The organism is Clostridium lapidicellarium (assembly GCF_041224415.1).
Taxonomy (GTDB): domain Bacteria; phylum Bacillota; class Clostridia; order Clostridiales; family Clostridiaceae; genus Clostridium_B; species Clostridium_B lapidicellarium.
In genome coordinates, this window is the sequence record NZ_JBGFFE010000014.1 from 56777 (window position 1) to 81396 (window position 24620).

22 protein-coding genes and 1 riboswitch are annotated in these 24620 nt (G+C 35.7%); of the genes, 18 read left to right on the forward strand and 4 right to left on the reverse strand.

The features are described from left to right. Positions 1 to 127: 127 nt before the first annotated feature. The 4 genes from AB8S09_RS10320 to AB8S09_RS10335 all read left to right on the forward strand — a co-directional run bounded on the left by AB8S09_RS10320 (position 128) and on the right by AB8S09_RS10335 (position 3437). Positions 128 to 1399 carry an L-cysteine desulfidase family protein gene (locus AB8S09_RS10320; RefSeq protein ID WP_369869077.1) on the forward strand — a complete coding sequence of 424 codons (1272 nt, stop codon included), beginning with the start codon at positions 128 to 130 and terminating at the stop codon, positions 1397 to 1399. A gap of 193 nt (positions 1400 to 1592) precedes the next feature. Next, positions 1593 to 1898 carry a hypothetical protein gene (locus AB8S09_RS10325; RefSeq protein ID WP_369869078.1) on the forward strand — a complete coding sequence of 102 codons (306 nt, stop codon included), beginning with the start codon at positions 1593 to 1595 and terminating at the stop codon, positions 1896 to 1898. 220 nt (positions 1899 to 2118) lie between these two features. Then, positions 2119 to 2970, forward strand: coding sequence for a DegV family protein (locus AB8S09_RS10330; RefSeq protein ID WP_369869079.1), 852 nt, complete (start codon positions 2119 to 2121; stop codon positions 2968 to 2970). Between the two features lie 5 nt (positions 2971 to 2975). Further along, a complete protein-coding gene (locus AB8S09_RS10335; protein WP_294181728.1) occupies positions 2976 to 3437 on the forward strand; it encodes a PadR family transcriptional regulator in 462 nt (153 codons plus the stop codon). Between the two features lie 53 nt (positions 3438 to 3490). On the opposite strand, the gene AB8S09_RS10340 is transcribed toward AB8S09_RS10335, so the two are convergent. Beyond that, a complete protein-coding gene (locus AB8S09_RS10340) occupies positions 3491 to 4270 on the reverse strand; it encodes a TerC family protein (protein ID WP_294181727.1) in 780 nt (259 codons plus the stop codon). A gap of 280 nt (positions 4271 to 4550) precedes the next feature. Here AB8S09_RS10340 and AB8S09_RS10345 point away from each other — a divergent pair, with 280 nt between their 5' ends. The 10 genes from AB8S09_RS10345 (at position 4551) to AB8S09_RS10390 (ending at position 17756) form a co-directional block, all read left to right on the forward strand. Further along, positions 4551 to 5678 (forward strand): YibE/F family protein, encoded by a 1128-nt coding sequence (locus tag AB8S09_RS10345; RefSeq protein ID WP_369869089.1) that lies wholly within the window; start codon positions 4551 to 4553, stop codon positions 5676 to 5678. Positions 5679 to 5748: 70 nt separating this feature from the next. Further along, positions 5749 to 6084 (forward strand): hypothetical protein, encoded by a 336-nt coding sequence (locus tag AB8S09_RS10350; RefSeq protein WP_294181723.1) that lies wholly within the window; start codon positions 5749 to 5751, stop codon positions 6082 to 6084. 87 nt (positions 6085 to 6171) lie between these two features. Then, positions 6172 to 9492 (forward strand): BREX-1 system adenine-specific DNA-methyltransferase PglX, encoded by a 3321-nt coding sequence (pglX, locus tag AB8S09_RS10355; RefSeq protein ID WP_369869080.1) that lies wholly within the window; start codon positions 6172 to 6174, stop codon positions 9490 to 9492. Positions 9493 to 9781: 289 nt separating this feature from the next. Then, a complete protein-coding gene (locus AB8S09_RS10360) occupies positions 9782 to 11395 on the forward strand; it encodes an ABC transporter substrate-binding protein (RefSeq protein ID WP_369869081.1) in 1614 nt (537 codons plus the stop codon). Between the two features lie 38 nt (positions 11396 to 11433). After that, on the forward strand, positions 11434 to 12429 hold the full coding sequence (locus AB8S09_RS10365; protein ID WP_294181717.1) for an ABC transporter ATP-binding protein: 996 nt from the start codon (positions 11434 to 11436) through the stop codon (positions 12427 to 12429). 3 nt (positions 12430 to 12432) lie between these two features. Next, entirely contained in the window at positions 12433 to 13431 is a 999-nt protein-coding gene (locus AB8S09_RS10370) for an ABC transporter ATP-binding protein (RefSeq protein WP_369869082.1), read from the forward strand. A 31-nt stretch (positions 13432 to 13462) separates the two neighbouring features. After that, positions 13463 to 14413 (forward strand): ABC transporter permease, encoded by a 951-nt coding sequence (locus AB8S09_RS10375; RefSeq protein ID WP_294181714.1) that lies wholly within the window; start codon positions 13463 to 13465, stop codon positions 14411 to 14413. 12 nt (positions 14414 to 14425) lie between these two features. Next, entirely contained in the window at positions 14426 to 15337 is a 912-nt protein-coding gene (gene opp4C / locus AB8S09_RS10380) for an oligopeptide ABC transporter permease (protein ID WP_294181713.1), read from the forward strand. 31 nt (positions 15338 to 15368) lie between these two features. After that, positions 15369 to 16538: a M20 metallopeptidase family protein gene (locus AB8S09_RS10385; RefSeq protein ID WP_369869083.1), complete on the forward strand. Its 1170-nt coding sequence runs from the start codon at positions 15369 to 15371 to the stop codon at positions 16536 to 16538. A 72-nt stretch (positions 16539 to 16610) separates the two neighbouring features. Next, entirely contained in the window at positions 16611 to 17756 is a 1146-nt protein-coding gene (locus AB8S09_RS10390) for a glycosyl hydrolase family 18 protein (protein WP_369869084.1), read from the forward strand. A 256-nt stretch (positions 17757 to 18012) separates the two neighbouring features. Here AB8S09_RS10390 and AB8S09_RS10395 read toward each other — a convergent pair whose 3' ends face one another. Next, the gene (locus AB8S09_RS10395; RefSeq protein WP_294181855.1) at positions 18013 to 19419 is read right to left on the reverse strand and encodes an MFS transporter; all 1407 of its coding nucleotides are present in this window, start codon (positions 19417 to 19419) and stop codon (positions 18013 to 18015) included. Between the two features lie 14 nt (positions 19420 to 19433). Beyond that, positions 19434 to 19898, reverse strand: a complete 465-nt coding sequence (locus tag AB8S09_RS10400; protein WP_369869085.1) for a MarR family winged helix-turn-helix transcriptional regulator — start codon at positions 19896 to 19898, stop codon at positions 19434 to 19436. Positions 19899 to 20038: 140 nt separating this feature from the next. On the opposite strand from AB8S09_RS10400, the gene AB8S09_RS10405 reads away from it, so the two are divergent. The 4 genes from AB8S09_RS10405 (at position 20039) to AB8S09_RS10420 (ending at position 23995) form a co-directional block, all read left to right on the forward strand. Continuing rightward, a complete protein-coding gene (locus AB8S09_RS10405) occupies positions 20039 to 21754 on the forward strand; it encodes a cell wall-binding repeat-containing protein (RefSeq protein WP_294181705.1) in 1716 nt (571 codons plus the stop codon). Between the two features lie 90 nt (positions 21755 to 21844). Beyond that, positions 21845 to 22180, forward strand: a complete 336-nt coding sequence (locus AB8S09_RS10410) for a cupin domain-containing protein (protein WP_369869086.1) — start codon at positions 21845 to 21847, stop codon at positions 22178 to 22180. 308 nt (positions 22181 to 22488) lie between these two features. Next, positions 22489 to 23361 (forward strand): DegV family protein, encoded by an 873-nt coding sequence (locus tag AB8S09_RS10415; protein WP_369869087.1) that lies wholly within the window; start codon positions 22489 to 22491, stop codon positions 23359 to 23361. A 46-nt stretch (positions 23362 to 23407) separates the two neighbouring features. Continuing rightward, positions 23408 to 23995 (forward strand): class I SAM-dependent DNA methyltransferase, encoded by a 588-nt coding sequence (locus AB8S09_RS10420; RefSeq protein ID WP_369869088.1) that lies wholly within the window; start codon positions 23408 to 23410, stop codon positions 23993 to 23995. Here the strand turns inward: AB8S09_RS10420 and AB8S09_RS10425 are convergent. Beyond that, positions 23992 to 24282 carry a DUF2325 domain-containing protein gene (locus AB8S09_RS10425; RefSeq protein WP_294181695.1) on the reverse strand — a complete coding sequence of 97 codons (291 nt, stop codon included), beginning with the start codon at positions 24280 to 24282 and terminating at the stop codon, positions 23992 to 23994. The genes AB8S09_RS10420 and AB8S09_RS10425 overlap by 4 nt on opposite strands. Before the next feature lie 101 nt (positions 24283 to 24383). Continuing rightward, positions 24384 to 24506, reverse strand: a riboswitch (SAM riboswitch). Between the last annotated feature and the right edge of the window lie 114 nt (positions 24507 to 24620).

Genomic DNA, 24620 nt, shown 5'->3' on the forward strand with positions numbered 1-24620 from the left:
GCGTGCTTTCATTCTTTTATCATTATTGAGAATTAATATTGGATAATTGGGCTTGAAGCATTGGCATGAAAAGTGCTTACATATTAGTTTATACATGAATATTAATTATAAGAGGAGGTTTTTATCTGTGAAAGATTATAAATTATTGGTAAGTATATTGAAGGATCAGGTAGTACCGGCTTTAGGATGTACAGAACCGGTAGCAGTAGCTTATGCTGTTGCCAAGGCAAGGGAAGTTCTGGAAGAAGATGTGGATGAACTGGATATATATGTCGATAAAAATATATTTAAAAATGGTAAAGAAGTGGGAATACCAGGTACAGATAAAAAGGGGATCCTGACGGCAGCTGCCCTCTCTTTGGTTATAGGTAAGTCGGAATACAGACTGCAGGTATTGAAAGATGTTTCAGATGAAAGCCTGAAAAGTGCACTTGCCATAATAGATAAAAATATAATTAAATTAAAATTAAAAAAAGATGCAATGGGTCTGTATATAGAGGTAATTGCCAGGAATGGCAGTGGCTCTTCCAGAGTTATCATAAAAGATAGCCATTTGAATATAGTGCTGGTTGAAAAAAATGGAAGACAAATTTTTTCAAAGGACAGTAAAGGTGCAGGTGCTGATAAACCATCTTTAAGGGATAAAATTAAAGAATTTACTATAAGGGATTTTAAAGATTTTGTGGACAATATTTCTTATGAGAAAATAAAATTCATTGAGGATGGAATAAGTATGAATGAAAAAATGGGTGAAATAGGCCTCAAGTTGAATTTGGGAATAGGTATAGGACATCTGTTTAATGATAATTCGAATGTGGAGCAGTATGCAAAAGCGATTACGTCTGCTGCTTCGGAAGCGAGAATGTCAGGTTATCCCCTGCCTGTAATGAGCAGTGCAGGAAGCGGAAATCACGGATTGGTGGCCATACTGCCCATAGCTGTAATTGGAGAGAAAATGAAAATTGAAAGAGAAAAAATAGTTAGAAGTGTTACGCTGAGCCACCTTGTAACCATATATATAAAAAGTTATACAGGGGCATTGTCTCCGGTCTGCGGGTGCGGGGTAGCAGCTGGTGTGGGAGCTAGTGCAGGACTTTCTTACTTAATGGGTGGAAATTTAACCCAGATAAAGGGAGCTATCAAGAATATGATTGCAGGTATAAGTGGAATGATATGTGACGGGGCGAAAGTTGGATGCTCGTATAAATTGTCTATATCCGTAAGTGCAGCTTTGGATGCTGCTAAAATGGCAAATAAAAATATTTTCATACCATCTGAGGATGGCATACTGGATGAATCAGCGGAAAAAACTATTCAAAATTTAGGACGGGTATCTGTTGAGGGAATGGCAAATACAGATGGAGTCATTTTGGATGTAATGATGGAAGGATGCAAATAATCAATGCTTTGAAAATTGGCTGCCGTACAAAACTCAATTGTACGGCAGCCAATTTTCTGTCTCAATATATAAATTAGCACAATTATTAAAAAATTCGATAAATTGTGTAAATTTATTTCACATTAGAATATTTTGTGGTAATATTAAATTAACGGATATATGAAAACCCCGTAAAAAAGGAGATGTAAACGTTATGGATACAAACAATAAATGCCCGGAAAAAATTATTTATGGATGGGATAATCTGTCTAAATTTTTAACTTTTGTTGGATGTATTTTCTGTTTACTTACTGCCTACAAAGCTTTTTTAGGACTGGTTATGATTTCATATGCTTTTTGGAGAAGCCGATCTAAAAATACAATGAGGAGGATTAGAGAAGAGAGGGCATTCCTAAAATTTTTGGATGATGTGTTTTGTGCAATCTACAGTGCGAAAAATGGCAGAATATTTTTTGAAAGGAAATCGAAATTTAAAACCCAAAAAAAATATAGGAGATGAAATGCCGCATAACTATAATGTTATAAAATTTGTACTTTTGTAGCAATATATTAAAAGGAAGTATGTAATGGTGATTTTCAAATCACTGTACGTACTCCCTTTTTAAAAGTTGATTATCAATAGTGATATATATCACTATTGATAATTAGCTAAAACATGGTATAATTATTGTGTTGCAAAAATTTATTTGAAATTTTGTAAAAACTGGAGGGAATAAAATTTGGAGAAAATTGCTTTGATAACGGATAGTACAAGTGACATACCTAAGGATATAGTAGATAAATACAATGTAAATGTGCTTCACTACAGGGTAATATATAAGGACAGGGAATTTATCGACGGTATAAATGTGGATTCAAAATATATTTATGATAATCTGGATAGGGAAATACCTACATCTTCACTACCGCCTATGGATGAGATGGAAACCCTATTTAGCAATTTGCAGAAAGAGGGATATACCCATGCCATAGCTATAACACTTTCAGGCGGACTGACTGGTATCTTCAACGGGATAAAGCTTGTCAGTGAAAATTATCCCGGTATTAAAACTTACATATATGATTCTAAGTCAATTTCGGCAGGAGAAACTATGCTGGTGGAGGAGTGTGCGAAACTTATAGAAAAAGGCGTATCTTTTGATGAAATAGTAAATAGGCTGCCCTCTCTGAGAAAAAGATTACATTTATATTTTGTAGTTGGAACATTGGAGTATTTGAAAAGGGGAGGAAGAATAGGAAAGATAGCCGGAAGTATTGCGGAGCTTTTAAACATAAAACCGATTGTAGCTGTAGACGTAAATGATGGGAAATACTATACTTATGATAAGGTAAGAGGGAGAAAGAGATCTTTAAATAGATTGATTAAAATTGCAAATGATATTCTTAGGACTAAAAAGTGTAGAATGGCAGTGATGCATGGATGTGCCCTTGAGGACTCCAAAAAGATATTTGATGTGATTAAGAAAAATTCAAATGTAGTTTCTGCCACTTTTGGAGGTAATATAAGTCCTGTATCGGGGGTACACAGCGGACCTGGTTTGGTGGGTTTAGTGTTATTTGAGGAAGAATAATTTGTATGAGTAAATTTAATTTAGGAAATAGTACCAAAGAAGAGGAAAAACGCTTATATGAAGAGTACAAGAAAAGGCTTGCCGAGCTTAAGAAGATAAAAAGAGAAAAAGAAGCTGTAGGACAGGTATTTACAAAGGGTCTTTTGCAGATATATGTGCTACATATTCTAAGTATAGAGCCTACTAATGGAAATGACATATCCCGTAAAATAGGAGAGAGAACCGGAGGAAGGTGGATACCCAGTACTGGCGGAATATATCCACTGTTAAAGAAATTGGAAAAAAATAAATTAATTGAAGGTAAATGGGATAATTCCAAGAATAAAATGCAAAAAATATATACTTTAACAGATCTGGGTATATGTGAATTAAAAAATAAAAAGAAACTTTTAAAAAATAGAATAAAAGAAGCTCTGGAAGTATTTAATATTGTCTACGAAGATCTGTATGGTACTTCAAAGGAATGAAATGATCATTGGGTTCAGGTGGGATTTGACCGTATCTCCACCTGAACCGTCTTTTAATTTGCCTTAAAATGTTGTTCTTCAAACTCTCTCTTATTTTTCCCCCTGATATCCTTGCTGTTATTTGCCTTGAAATGCTGTTCTCTAAATTCTTTTAGGGAAAAATAAACAGGTCTGCTTGTTCTGTAGACTCCATAGAGAAATACAATTGCAGCTGCACCAAAAGAAACCACATTTATTATCATGGGAGAAGTGAAATTATGCAGGAGTCTGTCTTCTAAAAGCATTTTAAAAGCTGTATGGGCCAGTATAGCGCCGCCTATGTATATTATTATAGGATGCTTATTCATGAGTTTTGCTACATATTGACTTCCAAAAAATATTATGGGAATGTTTAACAGCAATCCGAAAATTATAAGAAATATGTGTCCTTCGGCGGCACCTGCAATTGCCAGTACATTGTCAAGACTCATAGTTGCATCGGCCACAACTATATTTGCGATTGCTGCAAAATATTTATTTGATGGATTTATTTGCTTTTTCTTTATTTGCTTTGACTCGGGTTTTATAAAATTCCACGTGATTTTTACAAGTAGAATTCCACCGATTAATTTTATGGGGAGCCATTCTATTAGCAGTATATAGGTGATAAGACATGCAAATACTATTCTCAGAAGAACCGCAGCGAATACTCCAATCATTGAAGCGGACTTTGCATGTTTTTTTGGCAGATCTTTAGTTGCCAGGGCAATAACTCCTATATTGTCACCGCTTAAAACTATGTCCAGCAAAGTTATTTGTAAAGCTCCCGATAAAAAGGCAGCTAAATTATTCATTCTCAAATACTCCTTTTAATGATATAATTATAGTTATTATGTCTACAAAGTAATATATTCCATGAACATGCTAAATATTACCTCAATGTTGTTTGCTGACCCTATTGTAACATATGCATTGTATAATGTAAAGTATATTATATAATATGGTTTTAATATCTATATAATTTAGACTATAATATATTATTGTAAAAGTTGGAGTTAGTTTGGTAATCTGATGCAGAGAAGGTGAGTTAGGATATTGAAGATAAAAAAAGACAAAAATATTATGATTGTTTTAATGATTTTCATATTGCTGTTTTCAGGTATGTTTTCTGTGAAAGCTGTAAATAATGGAAACAATAAACCCATTCACGGCAAGGTTGTTAAGATAGAATCAGGAGGAAATAAAAATTCACAGAGGTTTTCCAATGTGGATGTGAAGATAATTTCAGGGAAACTTAAAGGCAGGACAATTACTGTGCAAAACTTTGTTGGAGGAAAGATAAAAGATGAAAACAGCAGCACCCAGAGTTTTGTGAAAGTTGGAGACGAAGTTTTGATAAATGTTGACAAATATGATAAAAACGGCAATGTCCAAAAGGCATATATCTATGAAATAGTCAGGTATAAATATCTCTATAAATTGGGAATATTTTTTGTCCTGCTCCTGATTATCATTGGAGGCAAAAAGGGAATCAAATCAGTTATAACCTTGGCTATAACTGGATTTATGGTGTTAAAAGTTTTAATACCTCTTGTAATACAGGGATTCAATCCGGTAATTGTTTCTTCTGTTATATGTATGATTGCAATTGTAGTGAACCTCGTCATCATAGGTGGAAAGAATGAAAAGACGCTGTCTGCCATCATAGGCACATTTGGAGGTGTATTGATTGCAGGATTTATAGCCTTGTTTTCAAATTCTATAATAAGGGTGAACGGACTTACAGATGATCAAATGCAGTCCATTATCTATGTAGCTCAAAATTCCAATTTTGATTTTCCGGGGCTCCTGTTTGCGGGAATAATTATGGGGGCACTTGGTGCAGTTATGGATGTGAGTATATCCATAGCGTCTTCCGTGAAGGAAATTGAAGATGCCAAACCCGATATAACGGTAAAAGAACTGATAAAATCCGGCATGAATGTGGGAAAGGATATTATGGGAACTATGGCCAATACGCTGATACTTGCATATGTAGGAGGCGCCATGTACATAATGATTATGGTTTCTTCATATTCTTACAGCAGTTCTGTTACTACTGCCGTTGATCAAGATGTAATTGCTTCAGAAATATTAAAAGCTCTGGCGGGAAGCATTGGCTTGATTTTTGCAATTCCCATTACAACTGTTGTGGCCGCACTGCTTGTTAAAAGACATAGAAACAGGTCGAAGGAAATATCCGAACCTGAAGGGGAAAAATAAAAGTAACATTTTTTTACCTGAATAAATATAATACAGTGAATTAAACTGGAAGGAAAGGATATGAAGTACTATGGAGTTCACTGTAAATTTTTATACTGTTTCAGGTGAAGGTTCTGATGAGTTGAAAAAATTTCACAGCCAGGTGAGATCGGAGAATCCCATGTATTCAACTCTTGAAACAGGTGACATTATAGTACCTAAAAATGATGGCCTGGAATATGTTATAGTAAGGATAGTTAAAGATCTTTACAGAGAAGAATTGAATGTATATATGACTGGCGTGAAAAGCAAAGAGGAAATAATGGATGAGATAGAGGATCTGGCTAATAAAACTGTAAAATCTGTATTGGAATCCATTAGGGATACGCTGGATTTTGATGAAAATAAGGATCTCAATAAGAATTAAATTTGAGAACACTATTGAATTCATTTATTTTTGTGATTTCAATGGTGTTCTTGATTATAAGAAAATTTAATTTAGGGGTTTTGGGAAATGAATAGGAATATACTGAAAAACTTGGCCTGCGAAGGTAGGAAAGAATTGATTGAAAAAATACATATAAGGGCCTTGAAATGTGGTATATGCGGAGACAAGAAAGGACCCTCAACTGATCTCAGCAATGGGGAAGAGATACAGAAGAGAAAAATAATTAGAGATATTGCAGCTTTGGACAATGAGGGTAAAAATGGATACAGGAATATAATTGAAGAGACTTCCTGTGCCTGGTTTAATAGATTTACAGCTTTGAGGTTTATGGAAGTAAACGATTATCTACCTGCGAATATTGATACAATATCTGGTATAGAAGGGTCGTTTAAGCGTGCGATAATAGCCAGATGCAATGGCTTAAGCAGTTCTCTACCGTTTGTATTTGAAAAATCTGGAGACAGTTCTGAATTGTTATTTCCGGAGGGAATTTTAAAAGGAGGGAATTTTATAAAAAAGCTTACGGATAATGTTCTCATACCGAAAGACGATTGGGAAAATGTATCTATCATAGGATGGCTTTACGAGTACTACATATCTGAAGAAAAAAATAAACTCATGAAGACAAAAAAACAATATGACAAGGAGGAGATACCTTATGTAACTCAACTTTTTACTCCGGATTGGATAGTTAAGTATATGGTTGAAAATTCTTTGGGAAGGTACTGGGTTGAAGCCCACCCGGAACAGTGTGATCTTAAAAAAAACTGGGAATTTTACATTGAGGGCTCACAACCAGATGCAGATGACGAAGTGAAGGTTGAAGATATCAGATGTATTGATCCGGCTTGTGGTTCAGGTCATATACTTATATATATGTTTGACGTACTGTATCAAATATATAGAAGATGCGGTTACAGACAGGAGGAGATACCGGAGCTTATTATGGAAAATAATCTCTATGGGATGGATGTAGATGACAAGGCACATGGGCTGTCCTGCTTTGCTGTTGTAATGCAGGGAATGAAGTACAATAAAAAGCTTCTTGGAAATATGGATAGAAAATTTTACTCGAATATAGTGTCTATCCAGGAAAGTAATGCTTTTGACGAGGACGATATAATCTGTATATCCGGAGAAAAACATGGTGAAGATTATATGAGGACAAAGACTTTTATAGAGGCATTTAAAGATGCCAAGATGTATGGCTCATTAATACGATTAAATGGATTTGAAAAGAGTTTTTTCGTAAAAAGGTTAAAACATATTGCAAATAATCCTGAAGGAAAATTGTTTCTGAATAAGAGAAGAAAAAAAATTGTTGAAATTTTGCCTAGGCTCATAAAACAAGCGGAGATAATGTCAGGCACATATGATGTTTTGGTGACGAATCCGCCTTATATGGGGAATAGATATTTTAATCCACTGCTTGGAAATTATATTGCCCGCAATTATCCGGAAGCAAAGACAGATATGTTTTCTGCCTTTATGCTTCATGGCTTTTCAAAAGTTAAACCTGCAGGCCATCTGGGTTTTATGGTTCCATTTGTGTGGATGTTCATACGGTCTTATGAAAAATTGAGAAAAATCGTACTAAAGCGTAAAAATATAAGCACTTTGATTCAACTGGAGTACTCTGGATTTAAAGAGGCTACAGTGCCCGTCTGTACATTTACTTTGAGAAACCGCAATGTGGATATACCAGGGGATTATATAAAATTATCGGATTTTAAAGGGGAAGGGAGCCAACTTGAAAAAACTTTGGAGGCAATAGCAAATCCGCGTGTAAATTATAGGTTTACCGTGAATCAGAAAAAAATGGAGGGGATTCCAGGTAATAGATTTGGCTACTGGCTTACGGATAGAGAAATTGGAATTTTAAATAAGGCCAAAGTTATAGGTGATGTTGCACACCCCTGTACGGGTATGCAGACAGGAAACAATAAGGCATATGTAAGACAATGGTTTGAAGTGGATTATAACCTCATAAGCTTTTCTGGTAATAGTAAGGCTTATAAGTATTGGATGCCCTATCAGATGGGCGGAGAAGCAAGAAAATGGTATGGAAATATATCTGAAATAATTTACTGGAAAAGTAATGGGAAAATGGTAAGAGAAGAAAAAGGTTCTATTGTAAGAAATGAAAAATTCTTTTTCAAAAGAGGAATAAGCTGGAAAAGGATAACTTCAGGTAAAAATACTATAAGGGTGCTGAATAAAGGGTTTATTTTTGATCAGTCTGCAGATTCTATATTTGTAAAAAATGAAGCCGACTATAAATACATGTTGGGTTTCTTTAACAGCAAGATAATGGAGAATATTTTCAAATTTATCGCCCCTACCTTAAATCTGACAGCAGGTACCGTCAGGCAAATTCCGATATACATAGAAGAAGATCCTTCCATAAGAAAGAGAATTGACAGGTTATGTGACGAATGTGTGCGTATATCCAAAGATGACTGGGATTCTTTTGAAACCTCCTGGAATTTTAAAAAACATCCTTTCCTGTCTTATAGAGAAAATTCGAATAGCATTGAAGAGGCCTATATCAATTGGCTAAATTTTTCAGAAACGCGTTTTTACAGACTAAAAGACATTGAAGAGGAATTAAATAGAATATTTATAAAGATATATGGACTTCAAAATGAAGTGAGTGCGGAAGTGGAAGAAAGAGATATCACATTGAGGAAGGCGGATGTGGGGAGAGATGTCAAATCTTTTATATCCTATGCGGTGGGATGCATGTTCGGAAGATATTCTCCAGATAGGGATGGAATAATATATGCAGGAGGAAAATTTGCAAATTCATTGAAAAATGCTTCTTTTAAACCTGAAAAGGACAATATAATTCCAGTACTTGATGGAAATTATTTTGAAAATGATATAGTATCCAAATTTGTAAAATTTGTAAAAACAATATTTGGAAAAGAAAATTTATCGCAAAATCTTGACTTTATAGCATGCAGCCTTAAAAAGAAAAGAGAGGAAACGGACAGTGATACTATAAGAAGGTATTTTTTTAATGATTTTTTTAAAGATCATGTTAAAATGTACAGGGGGAAGCCTATTTATTGGCTTTTTACATCGGGTAAACAAAAAGCCTTTAATTGTTTGATTTATGTACATAGATATGAAGAAAATCTATTGTCCATGATCAGAGAAAATTATTTATATGACATCTATAAGAAGTTATGCCAGAAGAAGAAATTTTTGTACGGTAATTTTAAAAAAGGTGGTAATAAAGAGCTATTGATTCTCAACAGGAAAATAGATGAATTAAAAGAGTATAGTAAAACACTTCAATATGTGGAAAGCATGCATTTGAAAATTCATCTTGACGAAGGCATTGAAGCCAACTATGATAAATTTAAGATTCTTTTAAAATAAATGGTTAAAGCATAATTAATATCATTCTAATGAATTAATTGTGCTTTTTTTTGATCAAAAAAATGTGTACTAATTTACAATAAATGAATAATTATTATAATATCAATTCATTAAACGTATACAGATTTAATAAATTAAAAATAAAAAAACGTTTAAATAATAAAGTAATTAAAAATTATCTAAAAAAATGACAAAATGGTATTGAATTAAATAATAAATGATGGTATCATTATAAAAACATTCATAATTATTGAGCTTGCTTTTAGTATAATTTTAGGAGGATGAGAGGATGAATAAAGCAAAAAGTAAAATTCTGATTTCACTAGTATGTATTTTTTCACTTATTTTATCTGCATGTGGAAGTTCAGTGGGAAATTCGGGAAGTTCTGGAGGGGAAAAGAAAATTATCAATGTAGGGATGATGAATGCACCAAGTGGTTTCAATCCATTGGAGTGGACAGATGTGGCTCAGGAAGTGAGCTGTGGATTGCTGTTTCAAGCTCTGGTAGAATTGGATGATGATATGAAGTACAAACCCATGTTGGCTGACTCCATTACGACCAAAGACAATAAGACATTTACAATTAAACTCAATTCAAAGGCAAAATGGAGTGATGGAAAACCTGTGACGGTAGATGATGAAATATATACTATTGGACTTATATCCAACCCTAAAGTTCCATCTACCGTGGCATCCAACTTTAATATAGTTGAGGGATTGGATGAAAAAGGTAAAAATGCTGCTGGAACTGCGAGCATATTAGGTGTAAAAAAGTTAGACAATCACACTATGACAATTACTACGAAAGAACCTATGGAACTGACACTATTTGAAGATACAATTGGAACTAAGCTCAAGGCTCTTCCTAAACATGTACTTCAAAGTACTGCACCAGAAAAAATTTATCAGAGTTCTTTTATTCAGAAACCAACAATAAGTGACGGACCTTTTAAACTTGAAAAATATGTAAAAGATCAGTATGTGCAGTTTACAGCTAATAAAAACTATTTTAAAGGCACACCCAAATTGGACGGATTGATTTTCAAAATAATGCCCGGGGCCAATATAACTGCTCAGCTGCAAAGTGGAGAAATTGACATGAACGACCCTAATTTAGGACAGATACCTTTTGAAGATTACAGCAAAGTGAAGGCTATGGACAATTTAACTACCGATTCCAAAGGGATCCAGAGTACTATTCAGACCTTGATGATAAATACGCAGACTATAACCGATCCGAAAGTTAGGAAAGCTATTTCATATGCCATAGATAGGAATATGATAGTGAACAGCCTGCTAAAAGGTCAGGGACAAATAATTGAGCTTCCATACTTAAAGGAAAGTAAATTTGTAGATAAGGATTTAAAAGTTAATCCTCATGATCCTGAAAAAGCTAAAGCACTTTTGAAGGAAGCAGGTTGGGATCCAAATAAAGCAGTCAATTTTGACATACCTACAGGAAACAAAGTTCGTGAGCAGGTTGCAGATATTATAACTCAAAATCTGAAAAGTGTTGGATTTAAAGTAAATCCTCAGAAATATGATTTTGTTACGAGTCTTGCCACAGCTAAAAAACATAATTTTGATATATATCTGGTAGGTATACCTGTTTATCCCATGAATCCCGACGTATCGGCAATATTGAAAACTGGACAGGGGCTCAATTTATCACAGTATAGCAATCCGGAAATGGACAGCTTACTTTCAAACGGTCTGCATCAGACTGATCCGGCCCAGATAAAGGTAACTTATGACAAGGTCCAGGAAATATTTACACAGGATTTACCTTGCCCATCAGTATATGTTCAGAATCAGCTGAAAGCTGTAAATAAGAGAGTGACTTATGGAAAACCTAAAGATTACGGTATGTTTATTGATGCGTATAAATGGGATGTACAATGAAGTAATCCATTTAAAAAATTAAAGAAAGGATGGTAAATATGAGTTGTTTACTTTCGGTAAAACACCTTCAGACAGCATTTAAGTCCAATAAGAAAGAAGTTATATCTGTAGAGGATGTGAGTTTTGATGTAAATCGGGGAGAGACAGTGGGGATAGTCGGAGAATCGGGATGCGGCAAAAGTGTAACTTCACTGTCAATAATGGGACTTTTAGGAAAGAGAGGATATATAAAAAACGGCAAAATAGAGTTTGACAATATAGATCTTGTAAATTTGGGAGACAAGGAGATGAGAAATATAAGGGGAAATAAAATGTCCATGATATTTCAAGAACCAATGACATCTTTAAATCCTATTTTCACTATAGGAGATCAGATAACGGAAGCTATAAAACTGCATCAGAATGTGGATCGTAAAAAGGCGGAAGAGTATGCGGTAAAGATGCTGACGTTGGTGGGTATACCAAGGGCAGACAAGATAATAGATGATTATCCACATACATTGTCCGGAGGAATGAGGCAAAGAGTGATGATTGCCATGGCACTTTGTTGCAAACCTGAACTTTTGATTGCAGATGAGCCTACTACTGCACTGGATGTTACCATCCAGGCTCAAATCCTGGCTCTGATTAAAAAATTGAAAAGAGAAATGAAAATGTCGGTTGTGCTTATTACTCATGATCTGGGAGTGATAGCAGAAATGGCTGATAAGGTTATTGTGATGTATGCCGGCCAAGTAGTTGAACAGACAGATGTTTTTACTCTGTTTGACAACCCAAAACATCCCTATACCAAGGCACTTATAAGATCAATTCCTCAAATTGACACAGATAGCAATAAACGCCTGGAATCCATAAGAGGTATGGTTCCATCCACGTATCAGGGTATAGTTGGATGTAGATTTTGCAGCCGATGCCCCTATGCATCCCAGAAGTGCAAAGTGGAAGCACCAGATTTAAGCTCTACTGAAAAAGACCATAAAGTGCGATGCTTTTTAGCTGAGAATGTAGAGGAAGCAGATAAGGAGGCAATATAGCTCATGATCAAAGCATCAGCGGTTTTACTTTCCGTTAAGAATTTAAAGACCTATTATCCCATAAAAAGAGGCATTTTATCTAGAACAGTTGGATATATAAAGGCGGTAGATGGTGTTAACTTGGAAATCTATCAGGGGGAAACTTTAGGGCTTGTGGGAGAATCAGGGTGTGGAAAATCTTCCATGGGACGTACAATTGTAAGACTTGAAAAACCCATGGAGGGCAGTATAGTTTTTAACAATGAAGATATTGCAGCATATTCCAACAAGCGCATGGGAGGCATTCGTACTGATCTGCAGATAATATTCCAGGATCCATATTCTTCTTTGAACCCTAAAAAACGTGTATATGACATACTGGCAGAACCTCTTAAGGTTCATAAAATTGTACCGGATGACAAAATACCTGAAGAAGTTGACAGACTTTTGGATGCTGTGGAACTTCCTAAAAACTTTAAAAACAGGTATCCGAACCAATTTTCCGGAGGTCAGAGGCAGCGTATTGGTATTGCAAGGGCTCTTGCACTGAAACCAAAACTCATAGTTTGCGATGAACCTGTGTCCGCACTTGATGTATCCACTCAGGCTCAGGTGCTGAATCTTTTAAAGGATTTGCAGGAGAAGTTAAATTTAACTTACCTTTTTATAGCCCACGGCCTAGGAGCAGTGAAATATATAAGTGACAGAATTGCAGTTATGTATTTGGGCAAAATTGTAGAGATTGCAAGTACGGATGAAATTTTTAAAAATCCCAGGCATCCATATACTAAGGCACTTTTAAGTGCCTATCCTGTACCTAATCCATATATGAGAAACAGGAAGAAAATTATTTTGGAAGGTGATGTACCCAGTCCTGCTAATCCTCCGAAAGGATGCAGATTCCACACCAGGTGTAAATTTGCCAGAAAGAATATATGCAATGAAAAGGTGCCTGGATTAAAACAGGTAAAAGGAGTGAAGGGAGAACATCTGTCGGCCTGCTTTTTTCATGATGCATTTTAGTTGGTATTAATATTATTAAGGGGGCTTTTAGATGGGCAATTATATTTTACGGAGAATATTGATAAGTATTCCGGTACTGATTGGTGTGACTATAATAAGTTTTGTGATCATAAATATGGCGCCAGGCAGCCCGCTGGATAAAATGGTTGATCCGAATTTAACCGCAGCCGACATTGCAGCTAGAAAAGCTGCACTTGGCCTGAATGGACCGTTATATGCCAGATATTTAGCCTGGTTGGGAAATGTTATTCATGGCAATTTGGGGTATTCAATGACATCATTCCAGCCTGTATCACAGTTGATTGGGCAGAGGATACTTCCTACTTTTATACTCATGGGTGCCGCACTTTTCATTGGATTTGTCATTGCTGTTCCGGTAGGAGTATTGAGTGCTACCAGGCAGTATTCAAAATTAGACTATATTTCTACGACAGGATCACTTATCGGAATATCAGTTCCGACTTTTTTCCTGGGTCTTGTGTTTATATATATTTTTTCATTGAAGTTAAAGTTACTTCCTTCCGGGGGCATGATAACCCTCGGGCAGGATAATGGTTTTGTGGACAGGCTAAAACATTTGATATTGCCCGCTGTTGTTCTTGGAGTAAATGAAGCTGGAACACTTGTCAGGTATGTGCGTTCCAGCATGCTTGAAGTGCTGGACCAGGATTATCTCCGTACTGCAAGATCAAAGGGGTTGAAAGAGTCCATAGTTATAAATAAACATGCTTTTAAAAATGCAATACTGCCCGTTATAACCGTAACAGGTGTGGAAATTGTAACTTTATTGGGAGGCTCTGTAGTTACCGAGCAGATATTCCAGTGGCCAGGAATAGGACAACTTACCATAGCCTCTGTGATGAGCCGTGATTATACTACCTTAATGGGTCTTATCCTATTTGGTTCAGTAGTTGTTATAGTGGCCAATTTATTGGTCGATATCATATATTCCATTGTCGATCCGCGTATTAGATATAACTAGGAGGTTAATATTATGAGCAAAATGGAGGCGGAATTGAAAAACAGTTCAGGTGAATTAGCTGTCGAGACCACCACATATAGTGAAAATTATGCACATTTGATTCTGAAGCGTTTTAAGAAACATAAAATGGCTGTAACTGGAGTTATATTTATAGCAATATTAGCTGTAATTGCAGTAGCTGCTCCACTCATAGCTCCACAGAGCCCATATGCTGTAGAGAACTCATTTGGTGCCGCACCTTCTGCAGGACATATTCTTGGAACTGATCAAGTTGGAAGAGATGTAATGAGCCGTCTTGTATATGCTGCACGAGTTTCTCTCCTTGTAGGCATTGGGACTGTGATTTTAAGCGTAGGCATAGGTACAGTGCTCGGACTTGTATCAGGATATTTTGGTGGAAAGATAGATATGATTATCATGCGTGTAACAGATATATTCATGTCATTTCCCCAGATGATGCTCATATTGGTTGTAGTGAGCATTGTGGGTCCGGGGCTCTGGAATATTATATGGGCCTTGGGTTTTCTCGGATGGCCTGGTGTAGCACGTTTGGTAAGAGGAAATGTACTTTCGATAAAAGAAACGGATTATGTTAAATCTTCTATAGCACTTGGATTTGGCACTCCTAGAATATTGTTTTCTCATATACTTCCAAATACTATGGCACCGATACTTGTAAATGCCACTTTTGGAATTGCCAGGGCTATTATATATGAAGCCTCACTTAGTTTCTTGGGCATGGGAGTACAGCCGCCTACTGCAAGCTGGGGGAATATGCTCACAGATGCCCAGGCCATTACTGTTTTGACTACAAAACCTTGGCTTTGGTTCCCGCCTGGAATTATGATTGTAATTACTGTTTTGGCATTTAACTTCATTGGTGACGGATTGAGAGACGCTTTTGATCCGACAGATGAATCATGATTAAAGTTTGTCTAGTTTGGAGATGATAAAAATGGTTATTATGGAAAAAGCTCAAGAAATTAAACCCTGGATGGTAAAACTCAGAAGAGATTTTCACATGCATCCAGAACCCTCATTTGAGGAGGTGAGAACCTCAAAAATTATTGCTGAAAAACTCAGTGAAATGGGCATAGAAACTATTCCTACCGGGAAAACCGGAGTGATCGGACTATTACAGGGCAGAAGACCCGGGAAGGTAATAGGGCTTAGAGCCGATATTGATGGATTGTCAGTTACGGAGGAGACGGGACTTTCCTATAGTTCAAAAAATCCAGGTTATATGCATGCCTGCGGACATGATACCCATATTACAGAACTTCTGGGAGCTGCAAAAATGTTATCTGATTTAAGAAATGAATTGACGGGAAGTGTCAAATTCATCTTTCAACCTGCGGAGGAAGCCGGAAATGGTGCTGCATATATGATAAGACATGGAGCTCTTGAAAATCCAAAGGTGAATATGATTGTTGGCATGCATACTTTTGGACTGATTGAAGCCGGAAAAGTAGTGGTTCAAAAAGGTCCTTTAATGGCTTCCATAGATGTATGGAAGCTTACTATAGAGGGAAAATCATGTCATGGTTCCTCTCCCTGGCAGGGGGTGGATTCAATGCCCTGTGCGGTAGCTATTATGGAAGGATTCCAGACCATTGTCAGCAAATTTAATGATGCTAGAGATCCTATAGTAATAAATATTGGAACTGTTAAAGCAGGTGAGAGATTTAATGTTGTTCCTGGAAAAGTTCAGATGACCGGGGCAAACAGGGCATTTTCAGATTATTCCAGGGAAATGATACCTAAATGGATGAAAAGAATGATAGATAATGTATGTAATGCATATGGCTGCAGGGCCGAATTTGAATATGAAAATGGCTGTAGTCCTACTATTAATGAGGATGATTCCACTGAACTGGTTAAAAAATCTGCAGTCAAAGTGGTAGGAGAAGAAAATGTAATTCAAATACCGCCGGTTATGGGCTCTGAAGATTTTTCAACCTACCTTGAGAAAGTACCGGGGACTTTCGTGATACTTGGTGGTGGAAACGTGGAGAAAGGATGGATGTATTCTCAGCATTCCAATCATTTTATTATTGATGAAAATTGTCTTGTTGTAGGATCCTCTATTTATGTACAGACAGCTTTGGATTTTTTAAAGGATTGATCAGTTATTGTGAGAACTCTTTCTGGATTATCTACATAAATTAATATATGAAGTAATAATAGGAGGTTTTTTGTGCTTATTTATGTAGTTAAGCCAGGGGATTCACTTTGGAAAATATCAAATTATTATAATGTCCCAACTGCTCGAATAATCAGTGCTAATGGACTTCAATATCCTGACAGTCTACTTGTCGGGCAGTCATTGATAATTCCTGTAGATGATACTATTAATGATGTAAAAAACAGACCTTATATATATGTAAATGGATATATTTATGATTTTACTGAAAATTCCCCTGCCATTGTGAGAGAAGTTGGAGATTACCTGACATATTTAAGTCCTTTTGCTTATAGAATCAGAGAAGATGGCAGTTTGGAGAATATAGATGATTCCGCTTTAATAAGTGCTGCCTATACTGAGAATGTGGTTCCAATGATGGCTGTGACAAATTTTACGGCTACGGAGCTGGGCCATAATCTGGCACATGTCGTACTGTCAAATGACAGCGTCAGAGAGAATCTCATAACTAATATAGTTGAAACTATGAAAAATAAAGGTTATCTGGGAGTAAATATTGATTTTGAAAATGTACTTCCTGATGACAGAGAAAATTATAACAGATTTCTCGAACTTACAGTTGAAAGACTCCATAGGGAAAATTTTTTCGTATCTACTGCATTAGCTCCTAAAACTGGACCGGGACAGCAGGGGCTGCTGTATGAAGCACATGATTATGAGGCCCATGGGAGGATTGTGGATTTTGTTGTACTTATGACCTATGAATGGGGATATAGGCTTGGCCCTCCACAGGCAATCTCACCTTTGAACAGGATAAAACAAGTTCTTGACTATGCAGTTACTGTTATACCGAGGCAGAAAATTTTATTTGGTTTTCAGCTCTATGCCAGGGACTGGGTTTTACCACACAGGCCGGGTATGGAAGCTGAGACTTTCAGCATGCAGGAAGCTGTGGCCAAGGCAGTTAGATATCAAGCTTCCATACAGTTTGATACATTGAGCCAGACGCCTTTCTATAACTATGTCGATGAGGAGGGCAGAAGCCACCAGGTATGGTTTGAGGATGCGAGAAGTGTGCAGGCTAAATTTGATACAGTTAAAGATTACGGGCTGAGAGGTATCAGTTACTGGGCCCTTGGTTTCCCATTTCCGCAAAACTGGACCCTGCTTCAGGATAATTTTAATATAATAAAACATTAACCGTTTATAAAAAAGGTAGCTTTACAACATTTTATCTGATAAAATGTTGTGAGAAGGTCGGAAAATAATTATACAGATAACAGGTGAGTGGGAAAATGATAAAGAGTTTGATTATAATATGCAGTATAATAAGCATTTGTATGGTTGTAATAGTGATAATTGTATTTATTATATTATTTTCCCGTAAGAATAGATGATGAATGTGGTTAATTCTACAGGGATAAAATAACAGAACTGCCCGTACAAGACAGTTCTGTTATTTTGCTTTTGATCTCCTGCTGTATAATCTGAAACCTGTTAACAAAACACCTACCAGACAAAATACCGCAGCCGAGATGTATACATATTTCATTCCATACATGAATACATCATCTCTTCCCTTTATGTAGTCAATTACTCTATAGCCTATCTTGCTGCTCATTCTGTTGTACAGAAGAAGTGTTGCAAGGGAGGTTCCAACGACAAAGCCAAGATTTCTAACCAGTGCATTTACACTTCCTGCAATACCAAGTTTGTCTTTTGATACGGTGGACATTACAAGTACATTATTTGGGGACTGGAACATTCCATTTCCTATGGTCATTATTATTATATAGATCACTATCATTCTCAGAGGCGAAAATTCACTTACGGTGGATATTAGAAATAGTCCAAGGCTTGTAATGGAAAGCCCCAACAGAGTAAGTACTTCCGAACCTGTTTTATCCGCCATATGTCCGCTTAAAGGTGCTACTACAGAGAGAACTATGGGTGATACCATCATGAATAGTCCTGTTGCCGCCGGCGAAAGCTTCATCGTATCCTGAAAATAAAAAGGCAGTATTATATTGGAGGCACCTATGGCGCAGAAGGAAATAAAAGCGCAGATTATGCTTATGGAAAACAGACTGTTGTTGAAAATATTCAGCTGCAGCAGCGGAAGCTCCATCTTGCTCTCTATAACAATGAATATAATAAAAGTTGCAATGGATATTACAAAGGCGGAAATCATAAGAGGGTTGTCATATCCTGTGCTCTGTCCCTGAACCAAGGCACCAAATAGCAGGACAGTAAATATCATAAATAAAGTAGAACCTTTTGTATCCAGGCTTTCATCCGTCCTGTGAGATTTTGGAAATATTTTGAGACCCGTTATAAACACTGCTATCCCTATAGGTACATTTATCCAAAATATATATTTCCAGCTGAAAGCTGAAACTATAAAACCTCCCAGAGGCGGCCCTGCCATGGAACCCAGGGCTACAAATGTTCCGAGTATGCCCAGGGCGCTGCCCCTTTCATGAGGAGGAAAAACCTGGGTTATGATTCCCTGGTTAGTAGCCATGGTTGCAGAGGCACCAACTGCTTGTATACATCTGGCGGCTATTAAAAATACAAGTGAATTACTCAAACCACAAAGAAAAGAACCAAGGACAAACAGCACTACTCCAAAACTGAATATCCTGGTTTTCCCTTTTATATCACCTAATCTTCCAAAGATTAAAATGGTAGCTGAAATAACTATTAGAAATCCGGTTACAACCCATTCAATGCCTGCCATAGGTGCGTTCAACTTGGCAGACATATCCGGTAAAGCCACATTTACAATACTTCCGTCCAGAGTGGACATAAATGTGGCAGAAAGAACGGTGAACAAAATAATCCACCTTCTCTTGTATGTCATTTTGTCAATATTATTCAAGTCTTCTTCATCCTTTCACAGCATTTTTCCTTGTAGATAGTTCCGTTATTTAAAACCCGTTCTAGAAATTTTATGGAGATTGCAGTTTCCCTGCCGTCAATTCCCTGTACTAAAATATGAATCCACTGTTGTATGATTTTTATAATTTGGGGTATTGTTTTTTTTGCCTTGTCTGTTATATATAGTTTATGGGCTCTTATGTCCTCCTTATTTTCCTCTGATCTTATATATCCCAACTTTGTAAGTTTTTTAACGGATCTGGAGCAGAGAGACTTATCTACATTAAGTTCTCTGCTCAGTTCGTTTTGGCTAATACCCTCTCTTTTTCTCAATGCAAGTAAATAGGGGTATGTACCTGTAGTGAGATCGAATCTCTTGAGCTTTTTATCTACATACATTTGTGTACATCTATATATACTATTGGTCAGTTTAATCAAAATCGAGGCACTGCTGTTATCCATAATATTCCCTTCTTATTTTCTTAATATAAGATATCACAATATGGTTGATTGGTCAACTATATATCCTTGCTTGAAATAGTTTACTAATTGTTAACAAAGTGTTAATATGATATTAAAGTATACAAAAGGAGATGTTATGTGTGAATAAAAAGATTACAAAAGTAATCGTAACAGCGGTAATTTTATTATTTATAGCACCCTTTTACAAGGTTTTTGCACAGTCAAAGTATTATAATGTTATCAGGTTAGCAGGACAAGATAGATATAGTACGTCTTCTTATATTGCCAGTCAAGTTAATCCTGGTATAGCTAATAACGTAATACTTGCTAGTGGAAAGGATTTCCCTGATGCATTAGCAGGGGCTACTCTCTCAAAAAAATTAAATGCACCTATATTACTTGTTGATGATATTGACAGTCCAAATTCATATGAATGGATGGGTTATATGAGCAAGCATCTATCAGAAAACAGTAATATATACCTGCTTGGCGGAGAAGGTTCAATAAGTAATGATACATTGTATGGACTTCAACGATATTATAAGAATATCAAAAGATTAGGTGGTGCAAATAGATTTGATACCAACAGATCAATAGTTAATGAAATGAATGTTGAAATTGGTACCCCTGTAGTTATAGTAAATGGATTTAATTTTCCTGATGCTCTAAGTATATCAAGTATTGCGGCGTCCAAAGGATACCCTATATTCATGAGCGAGAATAATAGTATACCAGATACTATTATGAATAAAATTTCTTCTATAAATCCGTCAAAAGTTTATATTATTGGTGGTACCGGAGTATTAAATGGTAATATTCAGACTCAGTTAAAAAATAAATTATCTAGTATAAACGATGAAAATATTGTAAGAATTAGTGGGAACAATAGATATGAAACATCGCTAAAAGTGGCTGATTATTTTAAGTCAGATTCTAAAAATGTGGTACTTGCTAATGGAGAGAATTTCCCTGATGCTTTATCAGGAGCAGCGCTTGCGGCAAAATTAAATGCACCGACAATACTAACTGATGGTAAAAACATCAGCAGTCAGAAAGACTATATAGATTCTCTAGATAGTAATAATGTGACGGTTTTGGGTGGACAAGGTTCTATATCATCAGATGTGGAAAGCTGTTTTAATGGAAATAAATTAGATACAGGTGGAAGTTTTAATGGACAAGAGATTATTGATTTAAAAACTGCAGATATAAATAATAATGGTAGTCTTGAAAATCTTATATTAACTGGCGGTATAAATAATAATCGGAATGTGACATTATATGTTCAGAATGCTTTCAACGGACAATTAATTTCTTCAAAACTCGTGGGTAATAGTTATTTTGGTTATGGACAAATTATACTGGCAGATGTAACAGGAGATGGATCACCTGAAATAATATCTATAGCTGAAATAGGCGGTAACACCGGTAATGAAACTTGTGATATTGAAACTGCAAATGAGAACGGTTTAGTTAAAATAGATCCTGGCTTTTCAAATCCTAATTATTCAGATTATGATGTAAGCCCTGATATTTTTTCATTTACATTGAACTGTAATACACTCAATATGTATTCGAACAAGTTTGGAAAGAGCTGTTCTGTAGATTTAACAAATGATACGGCTTTGCAGACAGCCATAGCAGAGGGCCTTGAAATAAATCCATATGTTTCAGATGGACCGGTATACAGCTTGTATAATATAGGCAACGATATATATGGATTGAAGATGAGTAGAGGAGTATCAGGTTCTTGTCATGCTGACAGTATAGGTGGTTTTGATGTTTATTATAGATATGCAGATGGCATCATGCAACTTAATGATATAGGATTTAATAGCCCATATCCTATACAATAAAAATTGTAACATCGGTTACATATTTTTATTTGAAATAATCCTATACTATTTAGTAGATAATATATAGATAATGTAGGGAGGTTAATTACTATGGACAATTTAATTAAAAACATACAGTTTTCAAAAGTGCTGGATTTGAGAGAACTGGTAAAATATAGTGAAGGACAGGTTATAAGCAGGACCATCGCCCAAACGCCCTCCGTGAGCATTACACTGTTTTCTCTAGATAAGGGAGAGGGAATAAGTGCCCATACGACAGACGGGGATGCAATGGTGCAGGTGCTTGATGGGAAAGCTTCCATTACAATTGGAAATAAAAATTTTGCTGTAAATTCTGGAGAGACGATAATAATGCCCTCAGGTATTCAGCATGCACTTCAGGCTGTTGAGAAGTTTAAAATGCTTCTGACAGTTGTAAAACATTGATGAAAAAGTCTGCCCTTTTTGTAAGGGCAGACTTTTTATACTATAGTTTGTTATACGTATCAGTTATCTAATAAAAAATAGCTAGATTTTCATTCTACAGCTAGAACAACAGGCTTTCTGCTAAACCTTTGTAAATTTTAGAATAAGATGATAGAATATTATATGACTAATTTTAACCGTGTGAAGTTTCAAAAGAAATATTATGATATTATGTACATTTTTAGAAGCTGGATTGAAAATTTTAAATTATAGGTTATAGGTTACCTTGATAAACCTAAATTTATTATAATAAGGAGTATTGCTGCTAAATGAAAATAGCTATTGTAACTGATAGTAATAGTGGAATATCTGAATACGAAGCCCAAAAATGGGGTATTTATGTACTCCCTATGCCTGTCATTATTGAAGATAATATATATTTCGAAGGGAAAAATATGACCCAAAAATTATTTTATGATAGTCTCATGTCAGGAAAGAGAGTTTCAACATCACAGCCATCACCGGGAGATGTAGTTAATTTGTGGGAATCTATTCTGAATAATGGATGCGATGAGATCGTGTATATACCGATGTCCAGCGGATTAAGCAATTCTTATAATACCGCTTCAGGCCTGGCATTAGATTATAAAGGGCGTGTGGAAGTAGTGAATAATCATAGGATATCCGTTACACAAAAGCAATCGGTTATAGAAGCTGTAAGATTGTCCAGAAACAATTATTCAGCCTCCGATATAAAAAAGCTTTTAGAAAAAAATGCATATGAATCAAGTATATACATTGCGGTAAATACGTTGAAGTATTTGAAAAAGGGGGGCCGTATAACTCCTGCAGCTGCAGCTATAAGTTCTGCTTTAAATATAAAGCCTGTTTTGACTATCCAGGGAGGAAAATTGGATGCTTTTTCAGTAAGCAGAGGAATGAACAAATGCAAGAAGAAGATGATAGAGGCAATAAGAAATGATATCAATTTACGATTTTCAGGTGTGGATAATACACTTATAAAGATAGGAGCTGCGGGAAGTTTCCTAGACGATGAAATGGCAGTAAAGTGGAAAAATGAAGTATCTGCCGCCTTTGAAAATATAGAAATCACCTATGATCCTCTGGCATGTAGTATAGGATGCCACGTCGGCCCAGATGCAATTGGAATTGGCGTAAGCAAAGTAGTGGACTTGAGTTGATTATAGTAAGAATACTTTATAAGTGGTTTAAAGGCTGAGGTTAAAAATGGAAGATAGAGAATTTTTTAATACAGTAGCTGAAAATTGGGACAATATGTGCTGCCATCCTCCGGAAAAGGTAAATCATGTGATTGAAAGCATAGACTTTGCAAAAGGGGAAAAAGTTTTGGATGTTGGAAGTGGAACCGGAGTCCTCATACCTTATCTGGAACGGAAAATAGGTAAAAATGGCAGCATAACTGCAATTGATATTGCAGAAAATATGATAAAAGTTTCTAGAAGAAAAAATAAATACTCAAATTTAAATTTTCAAATAGCTGATTTTTTTAAATATGAAAGTAAAGAGGGATATGATTGTATAATAGCTTATTCCTGCTATCCCCACTTGAAAGACAAAGAAAAGTTTTTTGAGAAATCTTATAATTTGCTGAATCCGGAGGGAAAACTTGCAATAGCACATATAGAGAGTAAAGATAAAATAAACTCCCATCATAGTAAAATAGGGGACACAATAGATTCCAACCTGCTGGTGGATATAGATAAATTGGCAGGGGCTGCAGAGAAAAAGGGATTTTATCCACTTTATCTTCAGGATGATCATGAATTTTATATATATGTGGGTAAAAAATTTTAAGGCATTTTTTTCATATAGGTATTTATGTTTTTATTTATGCTGGGCCAGGAATTTTTGCAGAACACTATAGTGATATTATTTTGTTTTGACTGCTGTTTTACTATTTCAGCCAGGTTATGTCCTATGTAATCTATAAGAATCATAACTAAGTCGGTGTTTGAGGGAATTTTTATCTTCCTATCCCCTTTTTTTCTGCCGGTAACATGTACTATTTTATCGAACCCATTTTCCTTTAATTTGTTTTTTATGTTTTCAATTCTATCTCCGCCTACTACTAAAATTCCCATCAGACATACCTCCAATTTTTTGTAATATAAAAAAGCTATTTCTCTCTAAATAAGAAAAATAGCTTTCAATTGCAGTTTATAAAAAATTATGTATGGTATTTTTCTTATCTTTCAAAGCAACCTAAATCAATTTAGTTCACTTTGCAGGAATTGACACCGGTACATATCAGATGTCCGGTTGTCGGGTTTCAAAGGGCCAGTCCCTCCACCGCTCTTGATAAGAGAATGTTATTAAGTTATATAAAATTTATTTTACTACAATGTTGTTTGTAATGCAAATAATCAAATAAATTGGATCGTGTCAATTTACTGTAGGTTAAAAAGCTACAGACTTTCCC